The following is a 21,502-nucleotide window of genomic DNA, read 5'->3' as shown; positions in this document are numbered from 1 at the left end:
GCAGCGCGAACTAAGGTAAGTCGCGCGAAAACATCATACGAAATGGAGGGAGTTACTTATGAGCAAGAATGGGGAACACATGACGCAAGAAACGCATTCACAAGGGGTGAGCCGCCGTGGCTTTTTGGCTGGTATGATGGCTGCTGGTGCAGTAGCTGCTGCGGGCATGGCGGGCTGCTCTCCGCAAACTCCGCAAGAGGCAGCGTCAAGTGCTGCTGCGGATGGTAGCGTAAGTGATGCTGCGGCTAGCACAAGCATGCAGACCACTGATCCTGCGAAAGCAGTATGGCCTGTTGTAGAGGAAGTTACCGTTGGCTCTGCGGGCGAAGGTAAGATCGCATTCGTGGCCGAGCCTATCTCTGCAGACGAAATTGTTGCGACGCATGATGTTGATGTTGTCGTATGCGGTTTAGGGCCAGCAGGCGACGCCGCGGCGCTGTCGTGCGCCGAGCATGGTTTGAAGACGGTTGCTGTTGAAAAACAAACGCGCGGCAACTATAACTCCGCGACAATCGGAGGCACCAACTCTGAGCTTCACAAGTTTTGGGGCATGGAATATGACACACAAGAGTGGATGTCAGACGCTATGATTGGCTGCTCTTTCCAGGCAGACATGACGCTTTATCAGCATTATCTTGAAAACAATGGCGAAGCAGTTGATTGGTATATCAGCCATTTTGATAACCAAGATTTTAACGATTATCCGCTCACGTTTGCCGCAGGGGACTTTCCTGATTTTCGCGAGCAGTATGATCCAACGGCATTGAGTCGCTCGTGGAACACATCACTGAATTTGCCGTACGCGCCAGGTGATCTTGCTGATATCTTGGCAGGATTTTTGACCGATGCAGGCGTTGAGCTTCGCTTTGAGACTCCGGCATGTCAGTTGGTAACTGACGAATCGGGTAAGGTTACTGGCGTTATCGTGAAGAGCGCCGATGGATACGAGCAATACAATTGCGCAAAAGGCGTTGTCCTGGCAACAGGTGGTTATGAGTTTAATGAACAGATGCTCAAAGAACGCTGCCGTCCGCGTGGTGTACCGGGTGCTTGGCTGACGGGTGCTTTTGGTAATACGGGCGACGGCTTGCAGATGGGCATTGCAATTGGTGCTGCTGAGGACGAATTCCCGCAGCCCATTATGCTTGACCCTGAGCAGCTTATGCCATTTGTTCGCGTGAACAATTTAGGCAAGCGTTTTACGCCTGAATACGATCCTTATGGCCAGTTAGCGATGGCAATTCAGTATCAACCAGGCACCTACGATTTCTATATTGTTGACAGTGCGCTTGATACCAAGATTGACAAAATTTGGACGCCAAGCTCGTCGTGCTATGGTCCCAAAGAAGTTTGGATTGCGGCCGCTCAAAGCGAAAATGCCTTTAAAGCTGATACCTTAGAAGAGCTCGCAGAGCAAATGGGTGTAGACCCAGATACCTTTGTGGAAACGATTGAACACTGGAACGAAATGTGTGCTGCGGGCGAAGATACTGATTTCGATATGCCTGGTTCTATGATGATGACTATTGATACGCCGCCGTATTATGCAACGAAGGAATTTGCGGACGGCTTGTGCACGGCTGGCGGTTTGTTGGTTAATACTGACTGTCAGGTGCTCAAAGTTGATCGTCAGCCAATTGAAGGTCTGTATGCAGCTGGTATCGTTTCGGGTGGTATGTTCTATAACACCTACCCGCATAACCTGAACTGCTTATCACACACGCGTAATTGCCTGATGGGATATACCATTGGTAAGGTGCTGGGCACGAAGTAAGTCTCGTTTACACCTGTACGCTTGATCACTCATTGGGCGGCGCATTCCCTCCCTGCGCCGCCCGTTTCATCTTCGATACAACCGCTTCAAAAGACAGGCACGAATGCCCTCAAAGTGTTTCTTTATGCTCTGATATTCTCTTGATCGGCGCAGAGGAATATAATGACTGCGCTCATAAGAGATACATCAACACAAAAGAGTAATAGGAGGATGTATGTTTCAAATAAGCAACTTTGAGGGTAACGACGATGTTTCTGTACTCAGTCAGCTTGGCGCATTTAAGGTGATTGAATGGAAGCGCGACTTGTCAGTTATGCCCGAAACAGCATCCACAGCATGGTTTAGTTCTGAGATGAATGTTCGTCGTCGTCAGGTAATTTGCGATCTTTCGCAAGCGCCTGTTACCGTGCAAAGCGGTGCCATGCAGTGGATGGTAGGCGACGTTGAACTGACCTCTGGCGTTAAAGGCGCTGGTGACTTTTTGGGAAAGATGGTTCGCGGTGCGGTGACTAGTGAGTCCGCTGTGAAACCTGAATATAAAGGCTCTGGCGTTTTGGTTTTAGAACCCACCTATAAGCACATTATTTTGCTGGATGTTGCCGAATGGGGTAATAGCATTGTGCTTGATGACGGGCTCTTTTTGGCTTGCTATTCAAGCCTCCAGCACTCAATTGTGATGCGCTCGAATATTTCGTCAGCGGTTGCTGGTGGCGAAGGCTTATTCAATCTTTCAATTAACGGATACGGCGCCTTAGCACTGGAATCTCCCTGTCCACGTGAAGAGCTTATTGAGATCACCCTTGATAACGACACACTAAAAATTGATGGCAATCAAGCACTTGCTTGGTCGTCTTCGCTTAACTTTACGGTGGAGCGTTCGTCGAAGTCACTGTTGGGATCAGCAGCTTCGGGCGAAGGTTTGGTAAACGTGTATCGTGGAACGGGCAAAGTGCTCATGGCGCCGACCGCGTTTGCAAACTAAAGACTCAAAGCGCACTACATGAGAGTCATTCCTGCGCCCCAAGCCTGACCAACTTCTTCGCCTACTACGCGATAGATACGGCGAGTAGAGTCATAAACTATGGGGCGCATTTTGTCGAAATCAACGCGGCCTTCTTCGTCAAGCATAGATTCATCTACGCGCGTGTTCACTATGCGACCGACGATGCGCGCACCCTGTTTATCTCCTTGGATGGCCGTTACTTCGCACTCCATGGTGAGCGGAAACTCCTCAATGACCGGCGCATCCACAAATTCTGATTGAGTAAAAGTCATGCCAGACGCGGCGGCTTTATCCGTGTCGTTTCCTGATGCAATTCCAAAGTAGTCAGCCTCCACCACGTGTGCGGCATCGGCCGGTGCTACCGTAAACGCACCCCGCGCCACGATATTTGCTGTGGTCTTGTGGTTGCCAATGTTGACACAAATTTCGTGACGACTACATTCGCCAGCCCATGCTGCATTCATGGCATTAGGCGTGCCGTTTTGGTCATAGCTTCCAATGATGAATACTGATTGAGGAAAGAGTTCGCCAGCGCTTCCGAGGTTTTTAAAAGCCATAGGTCTTATCCTTTCGGTTGAGTTTGTTGCAATTTTGAGTATCCTGCATTGCTAGAATGAAGACTAGTACTGTCTTGAATGATAGTATCAGCGGCCCTGCAAAGCGCTGCTGCAACAAGCCTAAGGTCAGGAGTAGGGTATGGCGAAAGTGCGCGCTATTGATGGCGAATATTTCGAGGGGACGGGATATAGCTACACGTTGTCGCTCATTCAAGGCAAACATAAGATGCCTATTTTGTATTGCTTGATGGAATACCAGCCAGTGCGCTTTAATGAAATGCGTCGTTACCTGGGAAAAGTTACTGATCGGACGCTCTCTGCAAATCTTAAAGAGCTTGAGGCTGATGGGTTAATTGTTCGGTGCGATTACCAAGAAGTGCCTCCTCGGGTGGAGTATTCGCTCACCGAGTTGGGAGAGTCTCTCATGGTGGTGCTGGATCAACTTTGCACGTGGGGCGAAGCTCATCAAAAACGGTAAAGCTGAGAAGTGAAGACGAGTTGATTCAAAACTCAAGTAGCTTGTCCCATAAAAGCACCAACGAGCTGCTTGTTTTCATGATATTGTAGCAATATCGCATGAGAGAGTCGGAGCAACAAAAAAGCCCTTTCGGGCTTTAGTGAGTCAAAAGAATTAATGGGCGGATATCTAAAGAAGCTGCTGCGAGAAGACTTTGACAAAAACCAGAAAGACAGCCGCGAAAGTGCTGGGTGAACAACATGTTTCAAAAACTTAGCGATATGATTGAATCAATGATCAAATGGTTCTTTATCTTAACGGCGATCTTTATTTTTTTGATTTGGTGCAAGTTCGGATTTCCTGACTTTATAGTAAAAGCTTTTTTGTATCTTGCTAGTGTATTTATTATTACCTTTATAGGATGTATAGTTGTCGATAAAATAAAAAAGAATCGATAGGTTTCTATATCTTACTTATTTCACTTAAAAACCGCTTTTGAGCGGTTTTTTTATTTTGTATCACAGAAAGGAGGTGTGTGTGGCAGGACGTAATAAACAACCTGTGGACGTAATTGAAAAGCGCGGTAAAACCCATCTGACTGTTTTGGAGCAGTGACAATCTGACTGGTAGTCAAACTGGTGACACCACGTCTTGACCGTGTCGCAAGAACGGCAATCGAAGGTTGCGTGACAGTTCGTGAATTAGTAGACAAAGGCGTGATCGTGCGTGTGCTCAATATGGGAACTGTTGAAAATACGCCTATGGGTCGAATGATTTTAACTGTCATGTTTGCCATGGCTGAATATGACCGTGATATGATCGTCGAGCGTTTGGCATCGGCTAGAGCGGTAGCCAAACAAACAAAGCCTGACTACCACGAGGGGCGAAAACGCCTTGCGATAGACGAAGATGAGTTTTTAGAAATGGTGAATGCGGTCGAAGCAAACACGATGAGCAAGCGAGAAGCTGCCAGACGATTAGGCATTGGGGATGCTACATTTCGCCGCAGGATGGAGGAATACAATGCCGCTTAATAACTATTTGAAAAACTTAGCCGAGCAGAAACGCATTTGTCCGAGGTGTCACGAAAACGAATTGGAGATACTGCCTATCGGACAGGGCGTTCGAGATTGGGGAGTGGAGGTTTGCTACGAGTGCGGGTATTCGAATTATGTTTATGCGCCAAAAAATGCGTGTATAGGCAATGACCCTACCTATAATCCGTATGTTATCGACAAAGAAGACGAAAAACTGACGAGGGTGCTCAAGGCTTTGCTTATTAAGTCGCTAAATCACGACGCGACCGAGAAAGTAAAAGACCAGGAAACGACAGTTTATCACCGATCAGAGGACACGTGCGATAACGAGCAGAAACGCGAGTGTGTGATCATCAAACCAACGTTTAGGCGTTTCGACAAGTAATCAAAATAGTTAGTCGGGGGGAATCAAAAAACAAGGAGAGGTATCGCAAAATTGCGAACCTTTTCTTGTTGGGAGTCCTTTTTGAATACACAAATTACATTAGACGCAATCATGGCAACCGTAGAGGCCATAGAACAGACTAGCGCAGAAGTGCTTGAAGACGCTTTAACAATGTTGCGAACGCTTGCTGAGGATCGTCAAAAAGTCGCACGAGCGTATTCGCGTTATATACGAGCGTTAGCCGGTTTTGGGGCAGTGACAATCTGACTGGTAGTCAAACCGAGCTGCCCCCACAAGCTGGTTTACTTGCTCCTGGGTGAATGTTTGAGAGCCACCCGCGGGCTGGTTCTCGTTTTCCTCTTGCTGAGTAATTTCTTCGGACATTTCTGCCCCTTCCCCGCGCCCTAGTGCGTATCACGGTGCGGCTTCCTCCCGCACCGTGAGTAGGTGCCCTTTTGGGCATGAAAAAACGCCTGGTGAAGGCGCTTGATTCTAAAACTGGCACACCGCCGAGGACTTGAACCTCGATAGCTGGTTTTGGAGACCGGCATTATACCCTCGAATTAGCGGTGTACATATTTTTGTTAAATTATCTGATATGATTGGCAACATAAAAGGCGATTCCTACCGGGGTTTATTCACCGGTGTCTGGGCGCCTTTTTCTATCTGTGCATAAGTTTTATAGCCTTGTCGTATCCAACTAACATAACACTTGTTATTTCTAAATATTCGTTACTATCAAAGATTTCTTTAACGTAGGACTCCATGTCTGTAACTAATGCATTGTTTTTTTGTTCCACTGATAACAAGGTTTGGTGTTCCTTTGCCAATTGCTCTCTTGAATTGATTTTTAATAGTTTTTCCATTCCATTTCTCTGGTACTTTGATTTCCCATGTTTCCCCATCTATTAAAACATCAGGTGTTTTAATATGTGATTCATTGATCTCTTTAAGAAATTTGATTTTCCATCCACGGTGAATAGCAAGAATCTCTGCAACTTCACGTTCTTTTTCTAATGGTTTTGCGCCTATTTCCTTAGTAATAAGCTTTTTTGTTTTTCTTTCCTTATTCTCTAAATATTTTTGGTAAAGAGCATCAGGGTCATAACCTTCAACCTGTGTTTCACCTTCAAAACCTGGCACTATTCGGCAATCACAATTAGGGTGATAGTGATTTGTGCTCCCTGCCGATTGTTTGCTAAGGAAGGCAAAACCGCGGCTAGCTAGCATGATGCAGAATTCGCAGGTATCATTTCCTGTTGGTACACGTGGTTTTGGAGCAGTGGCAATCTGACTGGTAGTCAAACGGACAACTGCATCTCGCACGCTTTCATAGCAGAAAACGTTAATGGCGTAATTATGTTTATGGATCCACAAATAAACCTAGATGACGCATCACATTACTTCGACTATTCAATGGCTGGTGGTACAATGTATTCTCGAATAGACAACCTAGAGCTAAATAAAAACATCAGCAACTACTGCGATGAGAACAAAAAGAAGCAACGATGATTACTATTGACAGAGCAAAAAAAATTGCAGAAAATCATATTTCTGATGCTTTCTATATATCGTCAATAAGCGAAGGCAATCTGTACTGGTATTTTGGGTTGAAGAACGCTGAAGGGTTTATTGTTCCTGGTGTTTCGCCGTTAGCAATAGACAAAAAAACTGGACATTTAGCAGGAATGCCATCTGTTCCTTATTATATTCATAAAAGAGAGCCACTTCCCATTGAACTTGATTATGAAAGTTCTACGACTGTCATGTAATCTCTTCGGGGTGTTTTTGGCTACGACTATCAAAGCATAGCCATTGATTACAACAGGAGGTTTGTATCGTGGAGATGCATCATGTTGTTTGTTTTGGAGCAGTGACAATCTGACTGGTAGTCAAACCCAATTAGTGTTTGCGAAGCTTAAGGAATAATTATCATGACTACCTGGTTCGGGGAACCTCCAGCAATGCCATTATTTGAGGAACTGAACAACAAATACGGTGCTCTTAAATTCTTGAAAATGTTTTATAACGATGACGGAGAACTAAAAGCCGACGCCCCTGAAGAACTTAAGAAGGAGTTAGCGACGCTTCATGCTTGGTTTGAGGAAGGCTAACTTATGGGCTCCGTGTTTTGGAGCAGTGACAATCTGACTGGTAGTCAAACTACTTATGCTGATTGTGGCTCTTAAAGCCATGAAATAGCGAAGCCGCCCCTGCGGTAAGGAACGGCTGACGCTTTTCCAATTTCCAAGCAGCCGTCCCCGTTGCCTCGGGGTGACCGCCTGCCACGTATTATACAACTTTTGGAGGTTTTCGTAATGACGTACTATCCCGCAAATAAACGCTATGAAGCCAAGGCGCTACGCAAGATGACGATAGCTTTTAATCGCAACACCGAATCCGATCTTTTGGAATGGATTGAAAGCCAAGAGAACAAGGCAGGCTACATTAAGCAGCTTATTCGCGAAGATATGGAGCGTCAGCAAAAGCACTAGTATCGTATTGAGCTGTTCGGGTTGAGCGGGACGCTGCCCTCAACCATCGCGACTGTTCGCGACAATACATAATCTTCATTGCCCCAGTGGGGTTTTGGAGCAGTGATAATCTGACCGGTAGCCAAGCTCGTTGCACTTCTCTGCGCGCTTCGGTATGTGATTGCCGCTCACACGGGCGATGTGAGACTGTTGCCGCTGTCTCGCGCGATGATGGAATTATGGGAGATGTGTCGCCTGACAAAAAGAAACCCCGCCGAAGCGTGGTTCAAATTGGCGATAACTGCATATGCTTAGATGGTGCCGAGGTATTTCGCCTTTTCCTCCATCCAGTATTCGTAGTCCTCCTGGGATGCGTATTCTTTGATGTGTTCATCAGCGAATACAGGAAACCACTTGGTTTCTCCCGATCTAATGTGTTCTATTATGCGCGTCACTGTTTCCCTACTTTTGTCTCCATCTAGCCTAGTCATTAGATGTCCTTAAATCTATACAAGTACCCAAATCTTTCGGAATTGACAACAAGCCAATCATGCATAGTCGATTTTACCGCAATATTCGCAGTGCGCTCTGCGTCGAAATCGACAGGAAGTTCCTTATCTTGATAGTCTCTAAGCCAGATCTTATACAGCTCAGCATGTTTTAGAGCAATGACAATCTGACTGGTAGTCAAACCGAGCTGCCCCCACAAGCTGGTTTACCTGCTCCTGGGTGAATGTTTGAGAGCCACCCGCGGGCTGGTTTTCGTTTTCCTCTTGCTGAGTAATTTCTTCGGGCATTTCTGCCCCTTCCCCGCGCCCTAGCGCGTATTGGGGTGCGGCTTCCTCCCGCACCGTGAGTAGGTGCCCTTTTGGGCATGAAAAAAGCGCCTGGTGTAGGCGCTTGATTCTGAAATTGGCACACCGCCGAGGACTTGAACCCTGATTTCTGGTTTTGGAGACCAGCATTCTACCCTTGAATTAACGGTGTAAACCGTGATACAGTTAATTCATTAGATAACCCGTCTGGCTCTGAATAGGGACTTGCGGGTTATTTTATATTGGTACAATTTCATCGTTTTTGTTAACGAATAACACTTCTTCTATTCCATACTCTTTCTTTTGTCTAGCAATTTCTTTTGCGATTGCTATATCGTCTCCGTCGTGATAATAGTTTTGGAGCAGTGAAAATCTGACCGGTAGCCAAACTCGTCGCACTTCTCTGAACGATTGATGGATGCGCCGCTTCGCTGGGCTTTTGCAATGGGCACAAGGTGGGGTAGGTGTCGCTTTGGGCAAAAAGAAACCCCGCCGAAGCGGGGTTGATGAGTATGATTCGTGACTGAACTACAAATCTTCTAGGTGCTCTGCTTTTTCTTGCATCCAGTATTCGTAGTCTTCTTGACTGGCGTATTCTTTAATAAAATCATCTGCGGTCATCTTGAAACAAATATAGTCGCCACGCTTGAGCTGATCTATCGCGGATTGTGCATACTTCGGCAGCGTATCGCCGTCAAACCGATATATTTTATCGTTGGTCATCTATCCTCCTCGTTCTGAACCAGCGTCAATATGACTGGTAGTTAAGCCGTTCGACACCTGGATATTACAGTCATGCTCTTCTTTGCTTATTAAACATCTTCAAGAATACGGTCTAATTCATCTGGTGGTAATATCCCAAAACGCCAAGTGACAGGAGCGTCAGTTGCTCTTGCTCGTTCTTCGTCCGATAAAGCAAACCAGGACAATGGCGGCATGTCGCTCTCTGGATGGTTAATGCGAAAGTTATTCATAAGTTCTTCCATTTCTGGAGTTATCTTTATTTTATTCTTCGCCATATTATTCCATGACTTCCACTATATTCATTCATTACTCATTCAGTTGCATCCCAGGGGGATAGTTTATAACCTCTTGCAGCTTTCTCAACCTTACTATCAAATGAAATAGGCTCTATATTCAGTTTTGGAGCAGTGACAATCTGACTGGTAGTCAAACTGTTGTGTGGTTGGCGAATTATGATGATTTGGCTAGGCTAAAAATTGCAGCGATAAAAGCACTGATGATTACAATAATCGCGGTCAATATGAGTTTGAGTACTTGACCAGTAATTTTTAATGCTTGCATAATTGCGCTCCCCCTTTTTAGTAATGACTAACAATCAAATAACCGTTAAATGTTGGGTCTTCAATAATCATGCCATAGTTTTCTTCGTAAAAATTACGGTTACAATCGTACCATGACAATTCAGCGCGTACACCCTCCGCGTTGGTCAACATGTTTTGGAGCAATGACAATCTGACTGGTAGTCAAACCAACTGTCAAGAACACCTTTGGTAATAAAGGTGAAATTGGGTTACTGAACGCTATCGAAGAAAGATTTGGTATAAAAATTGAGCATTTTTGCTGACACAAATAAAGTTTATTTTCAGCTCAGGGCGATGTTCCCAGAAAGAAACGATTGGATGCCAATTGAAGAGTCTGAGAGCAAGCTCACCGAAGAGCAGTTGGAGCGTCTTAACCTTGAAAGAGAGATTGTCATCGAGCTTGTTGATAATGGCATTCATATGAAGGATGCGGTAGACGCCATAGATAAAGAAATCGAAGCTATGGGCCTAGAGCCTATGCACTTCAATCCAGAGCTAAGACGCGAAGACTTCATCTGACTTTTATTCTAAGCCCGTCTAACGGGCTTTTTCTTTCTTGGCTACACCTGACTACAATAAGGGCATGAGCGAAACGAAAGAACAAACCACAGTGGTTCAATGGTGCGATTTTGAAGGTATTCCGGTCTTTCATATTCCTAATGGCGGGAGCAGCGACAATCTGACTGCCAAACAAGAAAAGAAACCCAATAACAGGTATTGCTATTACGCATCGTTACTGGTGGTATCGTTTTACCCCATTTAGCAGATTAGAGGAAATGAGTAAATGACGTGTCGGAAGAATGAGCGATATAAAACCTTTGAGTTGATATTATTCAGATATAGAGAAAAGAGGGAAAATGGTAACAGCTGCACAAGTTAAGGCAACAACGAAGTTCATCAAAGAACATACTCAGCGTTATACACTCCAATGTAATCGAGAAAAGGATAAAGATATTATTGATCATCTAGATTCTATAACAGGAGTTAATGTGTATATTAAGCAGCTGATCAGGGAAGATATAGAAAAGAATCAAGAATAATTAGACTTAGCCTGGTGACTATATTTTTTTTAAAATATAGTCACCAGTTAAGGAGAAAGGAGCCTTACCATGAGCGAAAGGTTAGATGATATGTCAGTAACCGAAACCCTGCTAAGTCAGTTCTGTAAGGAGCTGATAAGGAAGATGAATAAGCTTGAGCAGCTCGATCTTCCGGATGAAGCTTTGATTATCATTAAGGAAGTCAAAGAAGATTCGACAGAGATGTACGGAGCAACTAAAGGGTAAATGAAGTAGGAAGTCGATAGGGCGACCCCCTTTATGTTGACGAAATCCTAGGTAGCATAAGAGTATCGGAAAGCCACCTCTTTGGGTGGCTTTCTTACTGTATGTGGCACGTCAATATAATATATCTGCAAGGATTTATGGCATGCTTGCGGTTTCCTTTCTTGCCCAGCGTAACCTTTCGGTGCGTCAGGCAAATTAACAATAAGGGGCGTATAGTTTTGGGGCAGTGGCAATCTGGCTAGCAGTCAAACTTGCCACACTTCTCTGAGCGATTGATGGATGCGCCGCTTCGCTGGACTCTTGCAATGGGCACAAGGTGGGGTAGGCGTCGCCTGGCAAAAAGAAGAAACCCCGCCGAAGCGGGGTTGATGAGTATCGTCTGTGATCGGACTATGAAGCATCTCGGTACTTTGCTTGTTCTTGCATCCAGTATTCGTAGTCTTCTTGAGACGCATATTCTTTGATATATTCGTCTTCATGAACGTCAAGCCACTTTTTATCTCCTTGTTTGAGGGCGTTAATTGCGTTTTCGGCAGTTATATAGTCGTAATTGTCTGCTAGACCTTTTATTCTTGGCATTTTTATACCTTCTTACTGCTGTAATGAAAACCGTAGTTTTCTGCATTGTTCTTAAGCCACTTGTGTAATTCCAATTTTAGCATCTTGTCTGCTCTTCTGTTTTGGATCAGCGACAATCTGACTGCTAGTCAAACGATACATCGTTCTGCCCTTGAAATAGCGACGTGCATGGTGATAGAATCAAGCTATTAGATAGCCTGTGACGCTCTGAATAGGGAGCCATGGGCTATTTCTATATCGGTATAACTTCTCCCATTTTGTTAATGAAAAGCACTCTACCTATTCCATGTAGAAACTTTTGTTGTTCGATTTCTTGAGCAATAGCTCTATCGTCTCCATTATGAGTTTTGGAGTAGCGACAATCTGGCTGGTATCCAAGCTTTGATCGCGGCGTAGCAAATAGTTATGACTAAATGTAAACTGTCATCTGTTGAAGCAACTGAAGTAGTCATGAACGAATATGTTGAAAGTCATGGAATTGTATGGCGAAGAATAAAATTAAAATAACTCCCGAGATGGAAGCGATGATGGACAACTTCCACGTCAACTTTTCTCATGAGCCTATGCCTCCTTTATCTTGGTTTGCTCTATCTGATGACGAGAGGGCAAGAGCAAACGACGCACCCGTTACTTGGAGGTACGGAATATTGCCACCAAAAGAGTTTCGAGAGTTTATTGATTCTATTGACTAATCAGCCCCGTTTCGGCGCGGTTTTTGTTCAGGTTATGTGACAATCACTACCGAAGATTGTGCGTGACGGTAATCCCGACGCACGAGGAGTTTTGGGCAGAGACAGTCTGACTGGTAGTCAAATTTGTTGATACAGCTTCGGTTAATGTGGTGTGAACTGACAATTTGCTATTTCTGATAGAGCAAGATATTTTGTTAAACAATCCTAATTAGGAGGAGAAGATGATTACAAAAAACGAAGCGATCAAACTAGCAAAAGAACACAATAGCGCATATGACTATTGCACTGAATATGAAAACGCATACTTATTCAGCATAAAGGATTCTTTATCAATCGGAGGCTTTGATTCTCCTATTGCAATAATGAAAGAAACTGGGGAATGCTTCAATATGACGCATTTTGTTGATTGTGTTGATGAGGGTGCTCTAGTTGAAGAAGGCTATATCTAGGGTTTATGCAAATGCAAAGAGATATTTCAGCCGCTTAGCTACGATCGGCTTTTTTGCTTGGAGCAACTATGAAACGCGACATAGATTTAGCATGCTAATTTCTTTCTGAACTGGAAAGCTTAAACGAAGTATTAGACGCAAGAGTAGTTACTGGCAGCACACATGATGAACAGTCAATCGTGCATCACTTTGAAAATTGCTCCGTTAGCTTACGAATAAGCTACGAGAAGGAGTGGTCGGAAGACATTAAGCCGCATGGGGCGTCGTCAAACCAGAGGTTAGCTGGCTCATTCGTTTCGTGAAAATACAAGTTAGAGACACTAAAAGGCAAAGTCATTAATACGATTAAGCTGTTTTGGAGCAGTGACAATCTGACTGGTAGTCAAAATAAAGCAATGGAGCAAGTGGTTAAAGAACAACAGGATATAAGGTGAGAAAAATGCGTTTAATTCCATTGTTTATGGAAAACGAAAACTGGTTTACTACTCCACAAAAAGAAGGCATAGAGGATGTTTTTTTCGAAGATGGACGCGGCTATCATCTAACTGACGAAGCGCCGCAAGAGGCCATAGATTCATACAATGAGTTTTATGCCGAGCCTGAGTTCTATGATGAAAACGGAAACTCCTTCAAAAGGGAAGGGTGGCATATTCAAGCTTAAGTATCGGTCTAACAAACGATTTCAAATAGTATCCACCCTTCGGGGTGGTTTTTCGCTATAGGACAAATAACAAGACAATTGCTAGCATGAGTTTTGGAGCAGTGGCAATCTGGCTAGCAGTCAAACTTGCCGCACTTCTCTGGGCGATTGATGGATGAGCCGTTTTGTTGAGATTTTGCAACGAGCACAAGGTTGGGTAGGTGTCGCTTGACAAAAAGAAACCCCGCCGAAGCGGGGTTGATGAGTGTCATTTGCGATCGGACTATAAAGCATCTCGGTACTTTGCTTGTTCTTGCATCCAGTATTCGTAGTCTTCTTGAGACGCATATTCTTTGATATATTCGTCTTCATGAACGTCAAGCCACTTTTTATCTCCTTGTTTGAGGGCGTTAATTGCGTTTTCGGCAGTTATATAGTCGTAATTGTCTGCTAGACCTTTTATTCTTGGCATTTTTATACCTTCTTACTGCTGTAATGAAAACCGTAGTTTTCTGCATTGTTCTTAAGCCACTTGTGTAATTCCAATTTTAGCATCTGATCTGCTCTTCTGTTTTGGAACAGCGACAACCTGACTGGTAGTCAAAAGCTGCTGCTTCCTACATACCCATGAGATGTATATATTGCCGCGCATGCTTCACGTTCGCCTGAAATAGGTGTTACCGCCATAGTATCTTCTTTGTTGATGGGATTATGGTCGGTTAGCTGTCGCTTTGGGTAAAAAGAAATCCCGTCGAAGCGGCGTTAACGAATCATCCTAGTTTGCTAGTCAAAAAATAATGACCCTTGATTGAGCTCGAACTTAAGCCTATTGACTGGCCTATCTATTTCGCATATAGCGCAATACGCGCCAAAATATAAACGAAACCACAAAGGCAATAACAAAAGTCTTCATGCTGTGCATTTGCTTCTTTCTCCTTCCTCGCGCGATTGTGCAAGACAAAACGAGTTGGATTATTGCAAAAAAGATAGATAACCAAGGTACATCTATGGGACACGTGCAGCAGCAATTTTGGTTTACGATGTGTTGTAATCTGTAAAGCAAAACAGTTCAAAAAGCGTGCAGGATAAAAGCTGTTGGACGTTGCAAATGAAATGTTGGCAAACACGATCAGCGCTGTTGTAAGAATATGACCAGCAAACGCACGGACATAAGATGGTTAGACATAGGAGATGCTACGTTTCGTCGCAGGATGGAGGAAAGAAATGCCTCTTAATAATTACCTCAAGGCGCTGGCAGCGCAAAAACGCATATGTCCAAGATGTAAATGTAACGCTTTGAGATTAGAAGAGTGGAATAATGGTGAGCGGGATCACGCTACAGAATATTGCGATTGTGGTTACTTTGCTATCGTCAATACACCTCCTCAGTATTGCATTGGTATTGATCCTGAGTATGTGCCGACCGAACAGCAGATAGAAGTGCAAAAGCTTCAAAACATACTCGATCGTAAGAAAAGGTTTAAGGAGCAGGCGATCCAGCCTGAAAAAAGCAAACAACTGTCTTCTCAACAAGGGAACAGGGGAACAGGAAGAATTATTGAGGTGCAGTTCAAACCAAAGCACTGAGACAGTGAGGTGGCTCGGTGCAAGCGCTATTTTGTGATATTCATTATTTGTAGTCTGCCAACAGATAAACAGGCATTCATTGCACAAACGAAAGAGATTGTCATGGTGAAGGTTCAAGAAAATGTGAGCGAAAACACTGCGCTGCTTCGACAGTGGATTGCGCAATGTAAACCCGGCCAGATGGTATTTTTCGGAGGAGCTGGCGTTTCTACTGAGAGCGGCATTCCAGATTTTCGCAGTTCAAATGGTCTCTTTGCACAGAAGTACCCGTACCCTCCTGAAGAAATGGTAAGCCACAGTTTCTTTGAAGCTCACCCACAAGAATTCTTTGATTTCTATTGCGATAGGATGTTGGCGCTTGATGCGCAGCCTAATGCCTGTCATCGCAAGCTGGCTCAATTGGAGTCTCAGGGAATTTGTAAGGCAGTTATAACGCAAAACATTGACGGACTGCATCAAGCTGCGGGCAGCAACAACGTTATTGAATTGCATGGGAGTGTCCACCGTAACTATTGCCAGGCATGCAATAAATCTTTTTCTGTTTACGAGCTCTTGGATGCACGCGCTGCTTCTGAGGATGGCGTGCCGCGGTGTTCGTGTGGCGGCATCATCAAACCTGATGTGGTGTTGTACGAGGAGCCATTAAATGATGAAGATTTAACACGGGCAGCAAAGGCCATTGCCTCGTCGAATTTGCTGGTTATAGGCGGCACTTCGCTCAACGTGTATCCTGCAGCGGGGCTTGTTCGATACTTTGCGGGAGACCATTTGGTGGTAGTGAATCTTGCTGCAACGCCGTTAGACAAAAATGCTGATCTTTGCGTAACTGAACCCATTGGTCAGGTATTCAACTTTGATCTGACATAGGGCAAGAGAGCGGCTGCTTAGTGAAGGTTCTCAGGGGCTGAATTGCAAACGGGCAGTGCAATTCAGCGCTTCTTTACATACCCAAATGCGTTGATAATCACGCTGTCCAACTCGGCGGCAATTTCGGCAAATTCCGTATTGAGACATAGTGTTTTGCAGCCGAGTTGGTAGCCATTATCATCCCAAAAATCGTTGAGACTTTGCTCGGAAGTGCCTGCATAAATGAGCATTGCTGAAACATTATTGCCCGGTCCGGTGTGCGTAGCATAGTAATAAATCTGACGAATGTGGCTTGAGGAGAGTATTTCTCTTCCGTAGTTCATGGAGAAAATGCGACCATAGCATTTTGCGTCGATGATGAGTGTGTGCTGGCCGTCTGAAATAGACACGTCGGTAAACATAGAAGGAACAAAGGCAGGAGCTTCTTTACTTGGTCTGATGGAGTTTTGTCCTACTACTTCAAGTGAAGGATAATGTGTCTTTGGCGACATGACTATTCTTTAGCAGAAATTGCAAATGCAGTTGGTAGAAGTAAATCAACCATCTCACGAGAGCTAAAACGCAATATGATCTGTATTGAAGACAACATATTGCGCTATCGAGCTTCAGCTGCACAAAAGTTTTATATGCGTAGGCGTCGGAAGTGTCGCAAGCCTCGCATTTTGGATAATCCGCATGTCTTTAATGTTGTTGCATATTGTTTCTTGGAACATCATTGGTCACCTGAGCAAATAGAGGGACGGCTATACCTTGAAGGAGGATCGGCGGTAAGCGATAGCACCATTTATCGCGGCATTGCTCTGGGGTTGCTTAATGGTTTGATAGGGGGACACAAAGCGGCATGCAGACTAAGACACAAAGGTCACAGGCGTAAAGACCCCAATGACGAACGACGTGGGAACATAATAATCAGCCACAGCATAGAAGAGCGTCCAGAGATAGTAGAAGAGAGATCTCGGATTGGAGATTGGGAAGGCGACACGGTAGCAGGCAGAAGAACCGGTGCTTGTCTTGTTACGCTTGTTGATAGGAAAAGCGGCTATCTCGTGGGAGGAAAGGCATCATCAAAGTGCGCAGAGCCAGTTAAAAAGGTTATGGTAAGAACACTTAAAAATAAGCCTTGCCATACGATAACCCTTGATAGGGGCAAAGAGTTTGCTGATCATCGCAGTGCAAGTGATGCTCTTGGTGCCGAAGTCTACTTTGTACTGCCATACCACCCTTGGCAACGTGGTACTAATGAGAATACTAATGGGCTTTTACGTGAGTACTTCCCTAAAGGTTGCTCTCTCAACAATGTAACCTCCAAAGAGGTATAGATGGTGTACGATGAGCTCAATCACAGGCCACGCAAGCGCCTAAACTACAAAACCCCGTACGAAGTCTTTTATTCGACATCGTTGCACTTGGTATGAAGATTCAGCGACAAAACTTGTAATTTCATTGATCGACAGAAAGAGAGTTAGTTTCTGAACAGAGAATCCAGCGTCTGCTTTTCGCTGGTTTTCCATTCGATCCATCCATTATTCGACCCGCCAAGTATAAAGTCAGCAGCGCCGCTTGGCGAAGAAAATGAAATCGTCTTTGTGAGGTGCGCCACTTTGCCGTCGTCAACCAAAACCCCTGATGCAAGAAGATTATTGCGCAGCATTTCATATCGCTTAAGCTTAGGTGCTACGGTTAAATCTACGGGAGATCCTTCCAGTACGTCAAATGTTTCACCGGTATATATACCATGCGCTATGATTCCGCGGCGTGAGGTGTAAAACACTACAGCGTCCGTCATTGCATCCCCGCGGCTCTCAAGTTGATATCCAAATGTTCCCATTACAAAAGCTATCTCGTCATAGATTTGTTCAATTGTGGGCTTTTGATATTGGTCAATTGTGTAGCGAGGGTTAACTTTGTTTTCCATGGTGTAGCGTTTGGATTCGGTAGCTTGTTCAATAGCATATTTCTCAAGTGCGCTTAGGTTGTCGAGAGAAAATGATTGGTTGTCATCAGAAAGAAATAGTATCGCCTTGTTCCAGAATGTCTTTGTTGAATTATGGTCATCAAGTCTCATGATGCCTTGTTGAGTTTGGCCGATGTAAATGCGAGAAATAACCCCGTCCTCATCGTTGATGAGATAGTAAACGCCGCGCATTGGTAGATCTGGAATTTTTTTAGCACTGCAGAGTAGTGGCCTCGGAATAAAAACTGTTGTCATGGTTGATAGCGTGCATCTGCAAATTCGAACCCCACTAGGATCGCCATCAATGAATTGCGTTGTCATAGTTTTAAGTCGCGACATTTACACCCACCTAGCGATAGCTTGCATTTGACGTTTAGTATACATAAAGAAACGCAAAACCTTCACCTTTTAACCTCCTCGGGAGAGACGAGGAACAAAGTGATCGAGGTCAGCGCGATTAAAACAAGCCGTCTCTCTGCATCCCAAAAAGGGAGCTAGGCACGGCAGGTTCACTGCTATATGAAGAGTAATTGGCGGATCACTGAACTGTTCGTGAATTATTGCAAATCGTGCGGCGACTAATGTGCATGCAGATAAACCGCAATTTTTTCGAGGTGGGCATTAAACCCATTGAAGGGGTGGATAAAGCGTCCGCAAGCGTCCTGGATTATCTTTGAGAGATCGCCATAAGTGACGGTTTTTTACCAGCAGCTAAGCAAGCAAGGATTCCTTTTATGGTGTCTTTTGTTGCCTGACTAATTTGACCTGCATCTTCACTTGCTGCGATGCTATCTGCGGTTGCTTCTGCGCTCATATCCGCCCCCACGTTTTGCCTCTTTCTCGGCTTGCGTTTTGAGTGCCGAGTGCCTTACTTTTCGTGTGGCTATTATACTTCGAGCGTTGTAAATCATGCGGCTTGCACTTTTCCTGCCAAAGTTTGGGAAAAAGAACGTATTGGTCGCGGGGGCAAGATTTGAACCTCCGGCTTTCGGGATATGAGCGGCCTTTAGGGGGGTGTAAGGTAACTAAAACTATGTGTTGAGCTGGTGTTTAGAGTTACGCCTATCATGCAGATTGCGGGCACGGGATCCGCTTTGCGCTCGGATGAGGGGTACCGCCTTTTGGCTGCTCGTTTCTAGGCATCTCGTAGAAATTTCAGAAGGTTCGGGCAATTTGGTCGCCTAGCCTCTACTGGGACTTGCCCCACACATATGCGGTAGAGCGGCCGCCTCCAGTCTTTTCGATCTTGCCATCGTCTACGAGCTTCTTGAGCACACGCTCGATGGTCGTAACCGAGATATCAGGGCATTCCCTTGCGATGTCTGATTTCTTGATAGAACCCAATGAGTTCTCAACGCACTCTTCCACTCGTTCAGCCTTTGTTTTTGATCCGCTGAGCAAACCCGATACCTTCGATTCGAAATCGGCGTACACCGCTATTTCTATTCCCAGAAGGTAGTTAACGAACGGAGCATAATCCGCCTTTCCTTCATTCCAACCTCTCGAACTTGCGGCGAGGGCGTCGTAATACGAATCATGCGATGAGAACCAAAGAATCTACGATCTCGCTTTCTATACCCATAGCATAGCTTGCGCACAGCTCTTCCATTGCTCCTGATACAGCGATGAAGCATCGCGTGCATCTGCAAAATAACGTTCGGGGTGAGCTGCATATGCTCGTAGCTTTCATGGATAAGGGCTAGGACATCACGATAGCCAGCGATTTCCCGTTCTGCTCGGCTGGTTGGCTCGCTCTTCTTGGCCATGAGCTCGTTGAGGCGTTTATCTGTAGTGCTTATTCCTTCGATTCTATTGGAAGCATCTGCCGATCGAATCTTGGCCGAAGTGCACAGTTTTTCTAGCACGTCAGGACGTGCCTCTAGATACAACACCTGCTTCCCCTTGTATTCGCGAAGCGTTGCAATCTTCTTCACGATATCGGGAGTTAGCAAGTTGAGCGGATCGTTGTAATCAAAATGCGGCACGGATTCTCTTTCTGCCTCATGGCTTTCTATTCTGCATCATATTGCAACATTTGATGAAGAATAAGTGCCGTATGGTGCAGGTAGGTTTCTTGGAACAAAAGAATGCCGGAGGACTGCCCTCGGCGCTTGGAAGTAGCCTATTCGACCACTGATCAAATAATGCCATGACTGAATGGCACAATCAATGCATCCGGTATCTACTTACTATGTGTAAGACATGATTATATAATTGTCTTACAAATAAGGAGGTAATCATGACTACCGCATCAGTCACCGTTCGAGTGGATGAAGCCACCAAGCAAGCAGCAGCATCAATCGCCGAAGACTTCGGGTTCGATCTGTCTTCTGTCACCCGCGCCTTCTATCGTCAGATTGTGCGGGAGCAGAGGATTCCCTTGAATCTTGAATATCCCAAACCCAATAAAGAATCTCTTGAGGCACTGAAGGAGACCGAGGAGCTTGTTGCCTCTGGTCATCCTGGCTATGACTCTCTCGATGACATGTTCAAATCGATGGATCTGTAGATGCTGCACCCAGACCTCCAGAACCCCTAATCCATATTGGGGTTCTGGAGGTCATTTAGAAATGTATAGTTAAAGACAGGGTATCAAGGCTATAGCTTCACTATCTCGCTTGAATACTCCATACGAGAAACAGGGTCTTCATCAGGATCAATCTCTAGACTCGAAGAGTCATCCTTGACTAGCTCTCCCATGTCACTTCCGCTTTTGACGAATAGGATCTCCGAGAACCAGGCCTCCTTGTCTATGCAAATGAAACCATTACCAAGATCAACCAGTATCGCCTGAGTGTAGATGATCTCTGAATCCTGTACGTCACCCGAATAATATTGAACAACATCATTAGCGATTGCGAAGCTTACCACGACTTTGTCGACTGTTCTTACGACCGTCTCTCCTGGCATATCAGGTACGAGTGGCGTTTCATGCGACGCCTCGAGAACCCTAAGAACACTGAACTCGTCTGACGAGCCCTTGTCATCTTCAGAAATTCTCTGTATTGAGCTAACGATGTCTATGGCCCGGCTTTCAAAATGCAGGCGCACCGTGCTCCACGCATCGTTGCCGCCAACGCATTTCATCTCGTAAGATTTGAGCTGCATCCCCTCAAAGGCCTTCAGGATGTCGATTTCATCCTGGTTGAGTGCTGCGTCTGTCCTAATCATTATTTCTCAGACTCTGTGGGAATTACAGTTAAATCAGTTTCATTGTTCACGAACGAATATACGGGTGTGCCATAGCTTCCTTTGCTAGATACGCTTCCCATTAGCTTATCAATAAAGAACTCCACCCATTCCTCCGTGGGCGGTTCTGCGTCTTCTATTTGAGGGGTGATCCAGATTCCACTCATAGGCTCCTTCGTAACCACATCCAGTGCAATTCCCATCTCGCAATCAAAGAAATCAAAGGTGCAAATGAATGCTTGGGGCTTACCGCTGCCCTTAATTACGACTCCCTCGGGTATTTCGCCTTCGACGATCATGGCACGCCCAAGAATTACACCATTCTCCTTTTCGAATGCATCAAGTGTTCCGACCTCACGAAGGGTGTTTTCTATGGACGAAAATGCATCACAGTCTTTTAGCATTCTTCTCTCCCTACGAAATTTCAGTTGT

General features: G+C 45.1%; 34 protein-coding genes and 2 tRNA genes. 18 read left to right on the top strand and 18 right to left on the bottom strand.

Annotated features, from left to right (window positions below):
• Positions 1-58 precede the first annotated feature (58 nt).
• Both NFR28_RS01650 and NFR28_RS01645 read left to right on the top strand, forming a co-directional pair.
• Positions 59-1,774, top strand: a complete 1,716-nt coding sequence (locus NFR28_RS01650) for an FAD-dependent oxidoreductase (RefSeq protein WP_251178098.1) — start codon at positions 59-61, stop codon at positions 1,772-1,774.
• 214 nt (positions 1,775-1,988) lie between these two features.
• Positions 1,989-2,756, top strand: a complete 768-nt coding sequence (locus NFR28_RS01645) for an AIM24 family protein (RefSeq protein WP_251178097.1) — start codon at positions 1,989-1,991, stop codon at positions 2,754-2,756.
• Between the two features lie 14 nt (positions 2,757-2,770).
• Here NFR28_RS01645 and NFR28_RS01640 read toward each other — a convergent pair whose 3' ends face one another.
• On the bottom strand, positions 2,771-3,334 hold the full coding sequence (locus NFR28_RS01640) for a flavin reductase family protein (protein ID WP_251178096.1): 564 nt from the start codon (positions 3,332-3,334) through the stop codon (positions 2,771-2,773).
• A gap of 139 nt (positions 3,335-3,473) precedes the next feature.
• Here NFR28_RS01640 and NFR28_RS01635 point away from each other — a divergent pair, with 139 nt between their 5' ends.
• The 3 genes from NFR28_RS01635 to NFR28_RS01625 all read left to right on the top strand — a co-directional run bounded on the left by NFR28_RS01635 (position 3,474) and on the right by NFR28_RS01625 (position 5,213).
• Entirely contained in the window at positions 3,474-3,812 is a 339-nt protein-coding gene (locus NFR28_RS01635; RefSeq protein ID WP_251178095.1) for a winged helix-turn-helix transcriptional regulator, read from the top strand.
• A gap of 617 nt (positions 3,813-4,429) precedes the next feature.
• Complete coding sequence (locus NFR28_RS01630; protein ID WP_275556955.1) at positions 4,430-4,825, top strand: recombinase family protein; 396 nt, start codon at positions 4,430-4,432, stop codon at positions 4,823-4,825.
• Entirely contained in the window at positions 4,815-5,213 is a 399-nt protein-coding gene (locus NFR28_RS01625; protein WP_251178093.1) for a hypothetical protein, read from the top strand. The genes NFR28_RS01630 and NFR28_RS01625 overlap by 11 nt, the downstream gene beginning before the upstream one ends.
• A gap of 237 nt (positions 5,214-5,450) precedes the next feature.
• On the opposite strand, the gene NFR28_RS01620 is transcribed toward NFR28_RS01625, so the two are convergent.
• The 3 genes from NFR28_RS01620 to NFR28_RS01610 all read right to left on the bottom strand — a co-directional run bounded on the left by NFR28_RS01620 (position 5,451) and on the right by NFR28_RS01610 (position 6,518).
• Positions 5,451-5,597, bottom strand: a complete 147-nt coding sequence (locus NFR28_RS01620) for a hypothetical protein (protein WP_251178092.1) — start codon at positions 5,595-5,597, stop codon at positions 5,451-5,453.
• A gap of 115 nt (positions 5,598-5,712) precedes the next feature.
• Positions 5,713-5,786 (bottom strand) — tRNA-Trp (locus NFR28_RS01615).
• A gap of 177 nt (positions 5,787-5,963) precedes the next feature.
• The gene (locus NFR28_RS01610; RefSeq protein WP_251178091.1) at positions 5,964-6,518 is read right to left on the bottom strand and encodes a VG15 protein; all 555 of its coding nucleotides are present in this window, start codon (positions 6,516-6,518) and stop codon (positions 5,964-5,966) included.
• A 203-nt stretch (positions 6,519-6,721) separates the two neighbouring features.
• Between NFR28_RS01610 and NFR28_RS01605 the strand changes: the two genes are divergently transcribed.
• The 3 genes from NFR28_RS01605 (at position 6,722) to NFR28_RS01595 (ending at position 7,708) form a co-directional block, all read left to right on the top strand.
• Positions 6,722-6,985: a hypothetical protein gene (locus NFR28_RS01605; protein WP_251178090.1), complete on the top strand. Its 264-nt coding sequence runs from the start codon at positions 6,722-6,724 to the stop codon at positions 6,983-6,985.
• Positions 6,986-7,147: 162 nt separating this feature from the next.
• Positions 7,148-7,327, top strand: coding sequence for a hypothetical protein (locus NFR28_RS01600; RefSeq protein WP_251178089.1), 180 nt, complete (start codon positions 7,148-7,150; stop codon positions 7,325-7,327).
• Between the two features lie 204 nt (positions 7,328-7,531).
• Complete coding sequence (locus tag NFR28_RS01595) at positions 7,532-7,708, top strand: hypothetical protein (protein ID WP_251178088.1); 177 nt, start codon at positions 7,532-7,534, stop codon at positions 7,706-7,708.
• Positions 7,709-7,998: 290 nt separating this feature from the next.
• On the opposite strand, the gene NFR28_RS01590 is transcribed toward NFR28_RS01595, so the two are convergent.
• The 5 genes from NFR28_RS01590 to NFR28_RS01570 form a co-directional block, all read right to left on the bottom strand.
• The gene (locus tag NFR28_RS01590; protein WP_251178087.1) at positions 7,999-8,178 is read right to left on the bottom strand and encodes a hypothetical protein; all 180 of its coding nucleotides are present in this window, start codon (positions 8,176-8,178) and stop codon (positions 7,999-8,001) included.
• Between the two features lie 159 nt (positions 8,179-8,337).
• Positions 8,338-8,484 carry a hypothetical protein gene (locus NFR28_RS01585; RefSeq protein WP_251178086.1) on the bottom strand — a complete coding sequence of 49 codons (147 nt, stop codon included), beginning with the start codon at positions 8,482-8,484 and terminating at the stop codon, positions 8,338-8,340.
• 116 nt (positions 8,485-8,600) lie between these two features.
• Positions 8,601-8,674, bottom strand: a tRNA-Trp gene (locus NFR28_RS01580).
• 356 nt (positions 8,675-9,030) lie between these two features.
• Complete coding sequence (locus NFR28_RS01575; protein WP_251178085.1) at positions 9,031-9,225, bottom strand: hypothetical protein; 195 nt, start codon at positions 9,223-9,225, stop codon at positions 9,031-9,033.
• 89 nt (positions 9,226-9,314) lie between these two features.
• Positions 9,315-9,521, bottom strand: coding sequence for a hypothetical protein (locus NFR28_RS01570; RefSeq protein WP_251178084.1), 207 nt, complete (start codon positions 9,519-9,521; stop codon positions 9,315-9,317).
• Between the two features lie 624 nt (positions 9,522-10,145).
• On the opposite strand from NFR28_RS01570, the gene NFR28_RS01565 reads away from it, so the two are divergent.
• From NFR28_RS01565 to NFR28_RS01555, 3 genes are all read left to right on the top strand, one after another.
• Positions 10,146-10,346 (top strand): hypothetical protein, encoded by a 201-nt coding sequence (locus NFR28_RS01565; protein WP_251178083.1) that lies wholly within the window; start codon positions 10,146-10,148, stop codon positions 10,344-10,346.
• Positions 10,347-10,684: 338 nt separating this feature from the next.
• Positions 10,685-10,867 carry a hypothetical protein gene (locus NFR28_RS01560; protein ID WP_251178082.1) on the top strand — a complete coding sequence of 61 codons (183 nt, stop codon included), beginning with the start codon at positions 10,685-10,687 and terminating at the stop codon, positions 10,865-10,867.
• A 69-nt stretch (positions 10,868-10,936) separates the two neighbouring features.
• Positions 10,937-11,113, top strand: coding sequence for a hypothetical protein (locus tag NFR28_RS01555; protein ID WP_251178081.1), 177 nt, complete (start codon positions 10,937-10,939; stop codon positions 11,111-11,113).
• Positions 11,114-11,503: 390 nt separating this feature from the next.
• Here the strand turns inward: NFR28_RS01555 and NFR28_RS01550 are convergent, their stop codons facing one another.
• Positions 11,504-11,692 carry a hypothetical protein gene (locus NFR28_RS01550; protein WP_251178080.1) on the bottom strand — a complete coding sequence of 63 codons (189 nt, stop codon included), beginning with the start codon at positions 11,690-11,692 and terminating at the stop codon, positions 11,504-11,506.
• Positions 11,693-12,174: 482 nt separating this feature from the next.
• Here NFR28_RS01550 and NFR28_RS01545 point away from each other — a divergent pair, with 482 nt between their 5' ends.
• The 3 genes from NFR28_RS01545 (at position 12,175) to NFR28_RS01535 (ending at position 13,494) form a co-directional block, all read left to right on the top strand.
• Positions 12,175-12,384, top strand: a complete 210-nt coding sequence (locus NFR28_RS01545) for a hypothetical protein (protein ID WP_251178079.1) — start codon at positions 12,175-12,177, stop codon at positions 12,382-12,384.
• 221 nt (positions 12,385-12,605) lie between these two features.
• The gene (locus NFR28_RS01540) at positions 12,606-12,833 is read left to right on the top strand and encodes a hypothetical protein (RefSeq protein WP_251178078.1); all 228 of its coding nucleotides are present in this window, start codon (positions 12,606-12,608) and stop codon (positions 12,831-12,833) included.
• Between the two features lie 439 nt (positions 12,834-13,272).
• On the top strand, positions 13,273-13,494 hold the full coding sequence (locus tag NFR28_RS01535) for a hypothetical protein (protein WP_251178077.1): 222 nt from the start codon (positions 13,273-13,275) through the stop codon (positions 13,492-13,494).
• A gap of 262 nt (positions 13,495-13,756) precedes the next feature.
• On the opposite strand, the gene NFR28_RS01530 is transcribed toward NFR28_RS01535, so the two are convergent.
• Positions 13,757-13,945: a hypothetical protein gene (locus tag NFR28_RS01530; protein ID WP_251178076.1), complete on the bottom strand. Its 189-nt coding sequence runs from the start codon at positions 13,943-13,945 to the stop codon at positions 13,757-13,759.
• A gap of 752 nt (positions 13,946-14,697) precedes the next feature.
• Between NFR28_RS01530 and NFR28_RS01525 the strand changes: the two genes are divergently transcribed.
• Together NFR28_RS01525 and NFR28_RS01520 are read left to right on the top strand one after the other, a co-directional pair.
• Positions 14,698-15,060, top strand: a complete 363-nt coding sequence (locus NFR28_RS01525) for a hypothetical protein (protein ID WP_251178075.1) — start codon at positions 14,698-14,700, stop codon at positions 15,058-15,060.
• Positions 15,061-15,162: 102 nt separating this feature from the next.
• On the top strand, positions 15,163-15,927 hold the full coding sequence (locus NFR28_RS01520) for an NAD-dependent protein deacylase (RefSeq protein WP_251178074.1): 765 nt from the start codon (positions 15,163-15,165) through the stop codon (positions 15,925-15,927).
• A gap of 62 nt (positions 15,928-15,989) precedes the next feature.
• Here the strand turns inward: NFR28_RS01520 and NFR28_RS01515 are convergent, their stop codons facing one another.
• Positions 15,990-16,418 carry an McrC family protein gene (locus NFR28_RS01515; protein ID WP_251178073.1) on the bottom strand — a complete coding sequence of 143 codons (429 nt, stop codon included), beginning with the start codon at positions 16,416-16,418 and terminating at the stop codon, positions 15,990-15,992.
• Here NFR28_RS01515 and NFR28_RS01510 point away from each other — a divergent pair.
• Positions 16,401-17,246, top strand: a complete 846-nt coding sequence (locus NFR28_RS01510) for an IS30 family transposase (RefSeq protein WP_251178072.1) — start codon at positions 16,401-16,403, stop codon at positions 17,244-17,246. The two genes, NFR28_RS01515 and NFR28_RS01510, sit on opposite strands and share 18 nt — an antisense overlap.
• Positions 17,247-17,389: 143 nt before the next feature.
• Here NFR28_RS01510 and NFR28_RS01505 read toward each other — a convergent pair whose 3' ends face one another.
• The 4 genes from NFR28_RS01505 to NFR28_RS01490 form a co-directional block, all read right to left on the bottom strand.
• Positions 17,390-18,220 carry a GIY-YIG nuclease family protein gene (locus NFR28_RS01505; protein WP_251178071.1) on the bottom strand — a complete coding sequence of 277 codons (831 nt, stop codon included), beginning with the start codon at positions 18,218-18,220 and terminating at the stop codon, positions 17,390-17,392.
• Between the two features lie 328 nt (positions 18,221-18,548).
• On the bottom strand, positions 18,549-18,695 hold the full coding sequence (locus NFR28_RS01500) for a hypothetical protein (RefSeq protein ID WP_251178070.1): 147 nt from the start codon (positions 18,693-18,695) through the stop codon (positions 18,549-18,551).
• A gap of 374 nt (positions 18,696-19,069) precedes the next feature.
• The gene (locus NFR28_RS01495) at positions 19,070-19,282 is read right to left on the bottom strand and encodes a DUF7343 domain-containing protein (RefSeq protein WP_251178069.1); all 213 of its coding nucleotides are present in this window, start codon (positions 19,280-19,282) and stop codon (positions 19,070-19,072) included.
• 41 nt (positions 19,283-19,323) lie between these two features.
• Positions 19,324-19,866 (bottom strand): Fic family protein, encoded by a 543-nt coding sequence (locus NFR28_RS01490; protein ID WP_251178068.1) that lies wholly within the window; start codon positions 19,864-19,866, stop codon positions 19,324-19,326.
• 254 nt (positions 19,867-20,120) lie between these two features.
• Here NFR28_RS01490 and NFR28_RS01485 point away from each other — a divergent pair, with 254 nt between their 5' ends.
• The gene (locus NFR28_RS01485; RefSeq protein ID WP_251178067.1) at positions 20,121-20,390 is read left to right on the top strand and encodes a type II toxin-antitoxin system RelB/DinJ family antitoxin; all 270 of its coding nucleotides are present in this window, start codon (positions 20,121-20,123) and stop codon (positions 20,388-20,390) included.
• Between the two features lie 89 nt (positions 20,391-20,479).
• Here NFR28_RS01485 and NFR28_RS01480 read toward each other — a convergent pair whose 3' ends face one another.
• Both NFR28_RS01480 and NFR28_RS01475 read right to left on the bottom strand, forming a co-directional pair.
• On the bottom strand, positions 20,480-21,052 hold the full coding sequence (locus NFR28_RS01480) for a hypothetical protein (protein WP_251178066.1): 573 nt from the start codon (positions 21,050-21,052) through the stop codon (positions 20,480-20,482).
• Positions 21,052-21,474 carry a hypothetical protein gene (locus tag NFR28_RS01475; protein WP_251178065.1) on the bottom strand — a complete coding sequence of 141 codons (423 nt, stop codon included), beginning with the start codon at positions 21,472-21,474 and terminating at the stop codon, positions 21,052-21,054. The genes NFR28_RS01480 and NFR28_RS01475 overlap by 1 nt, the downstream gene beginning before the upstream one ends.
• Between the last annotated feature and the right edge of the window lie 28 nt (positions 21,475-21,502).

The sequence above is a fragment of the Adlercreutzia agrestimuris genome (assembly GCF_943193125.1).
Taxonomy (GTDB): Bacteria; Actinomycetota; Coriobacteriia; order Coriobacteriales; family Eggerthellaceae; genus Xiamenia; species Xiamenia agrestimuris.
Note: the sequence above shows the minus strand (reverse complement) of the source record. Positions and strands in the feature narration are given on the sequence as shown.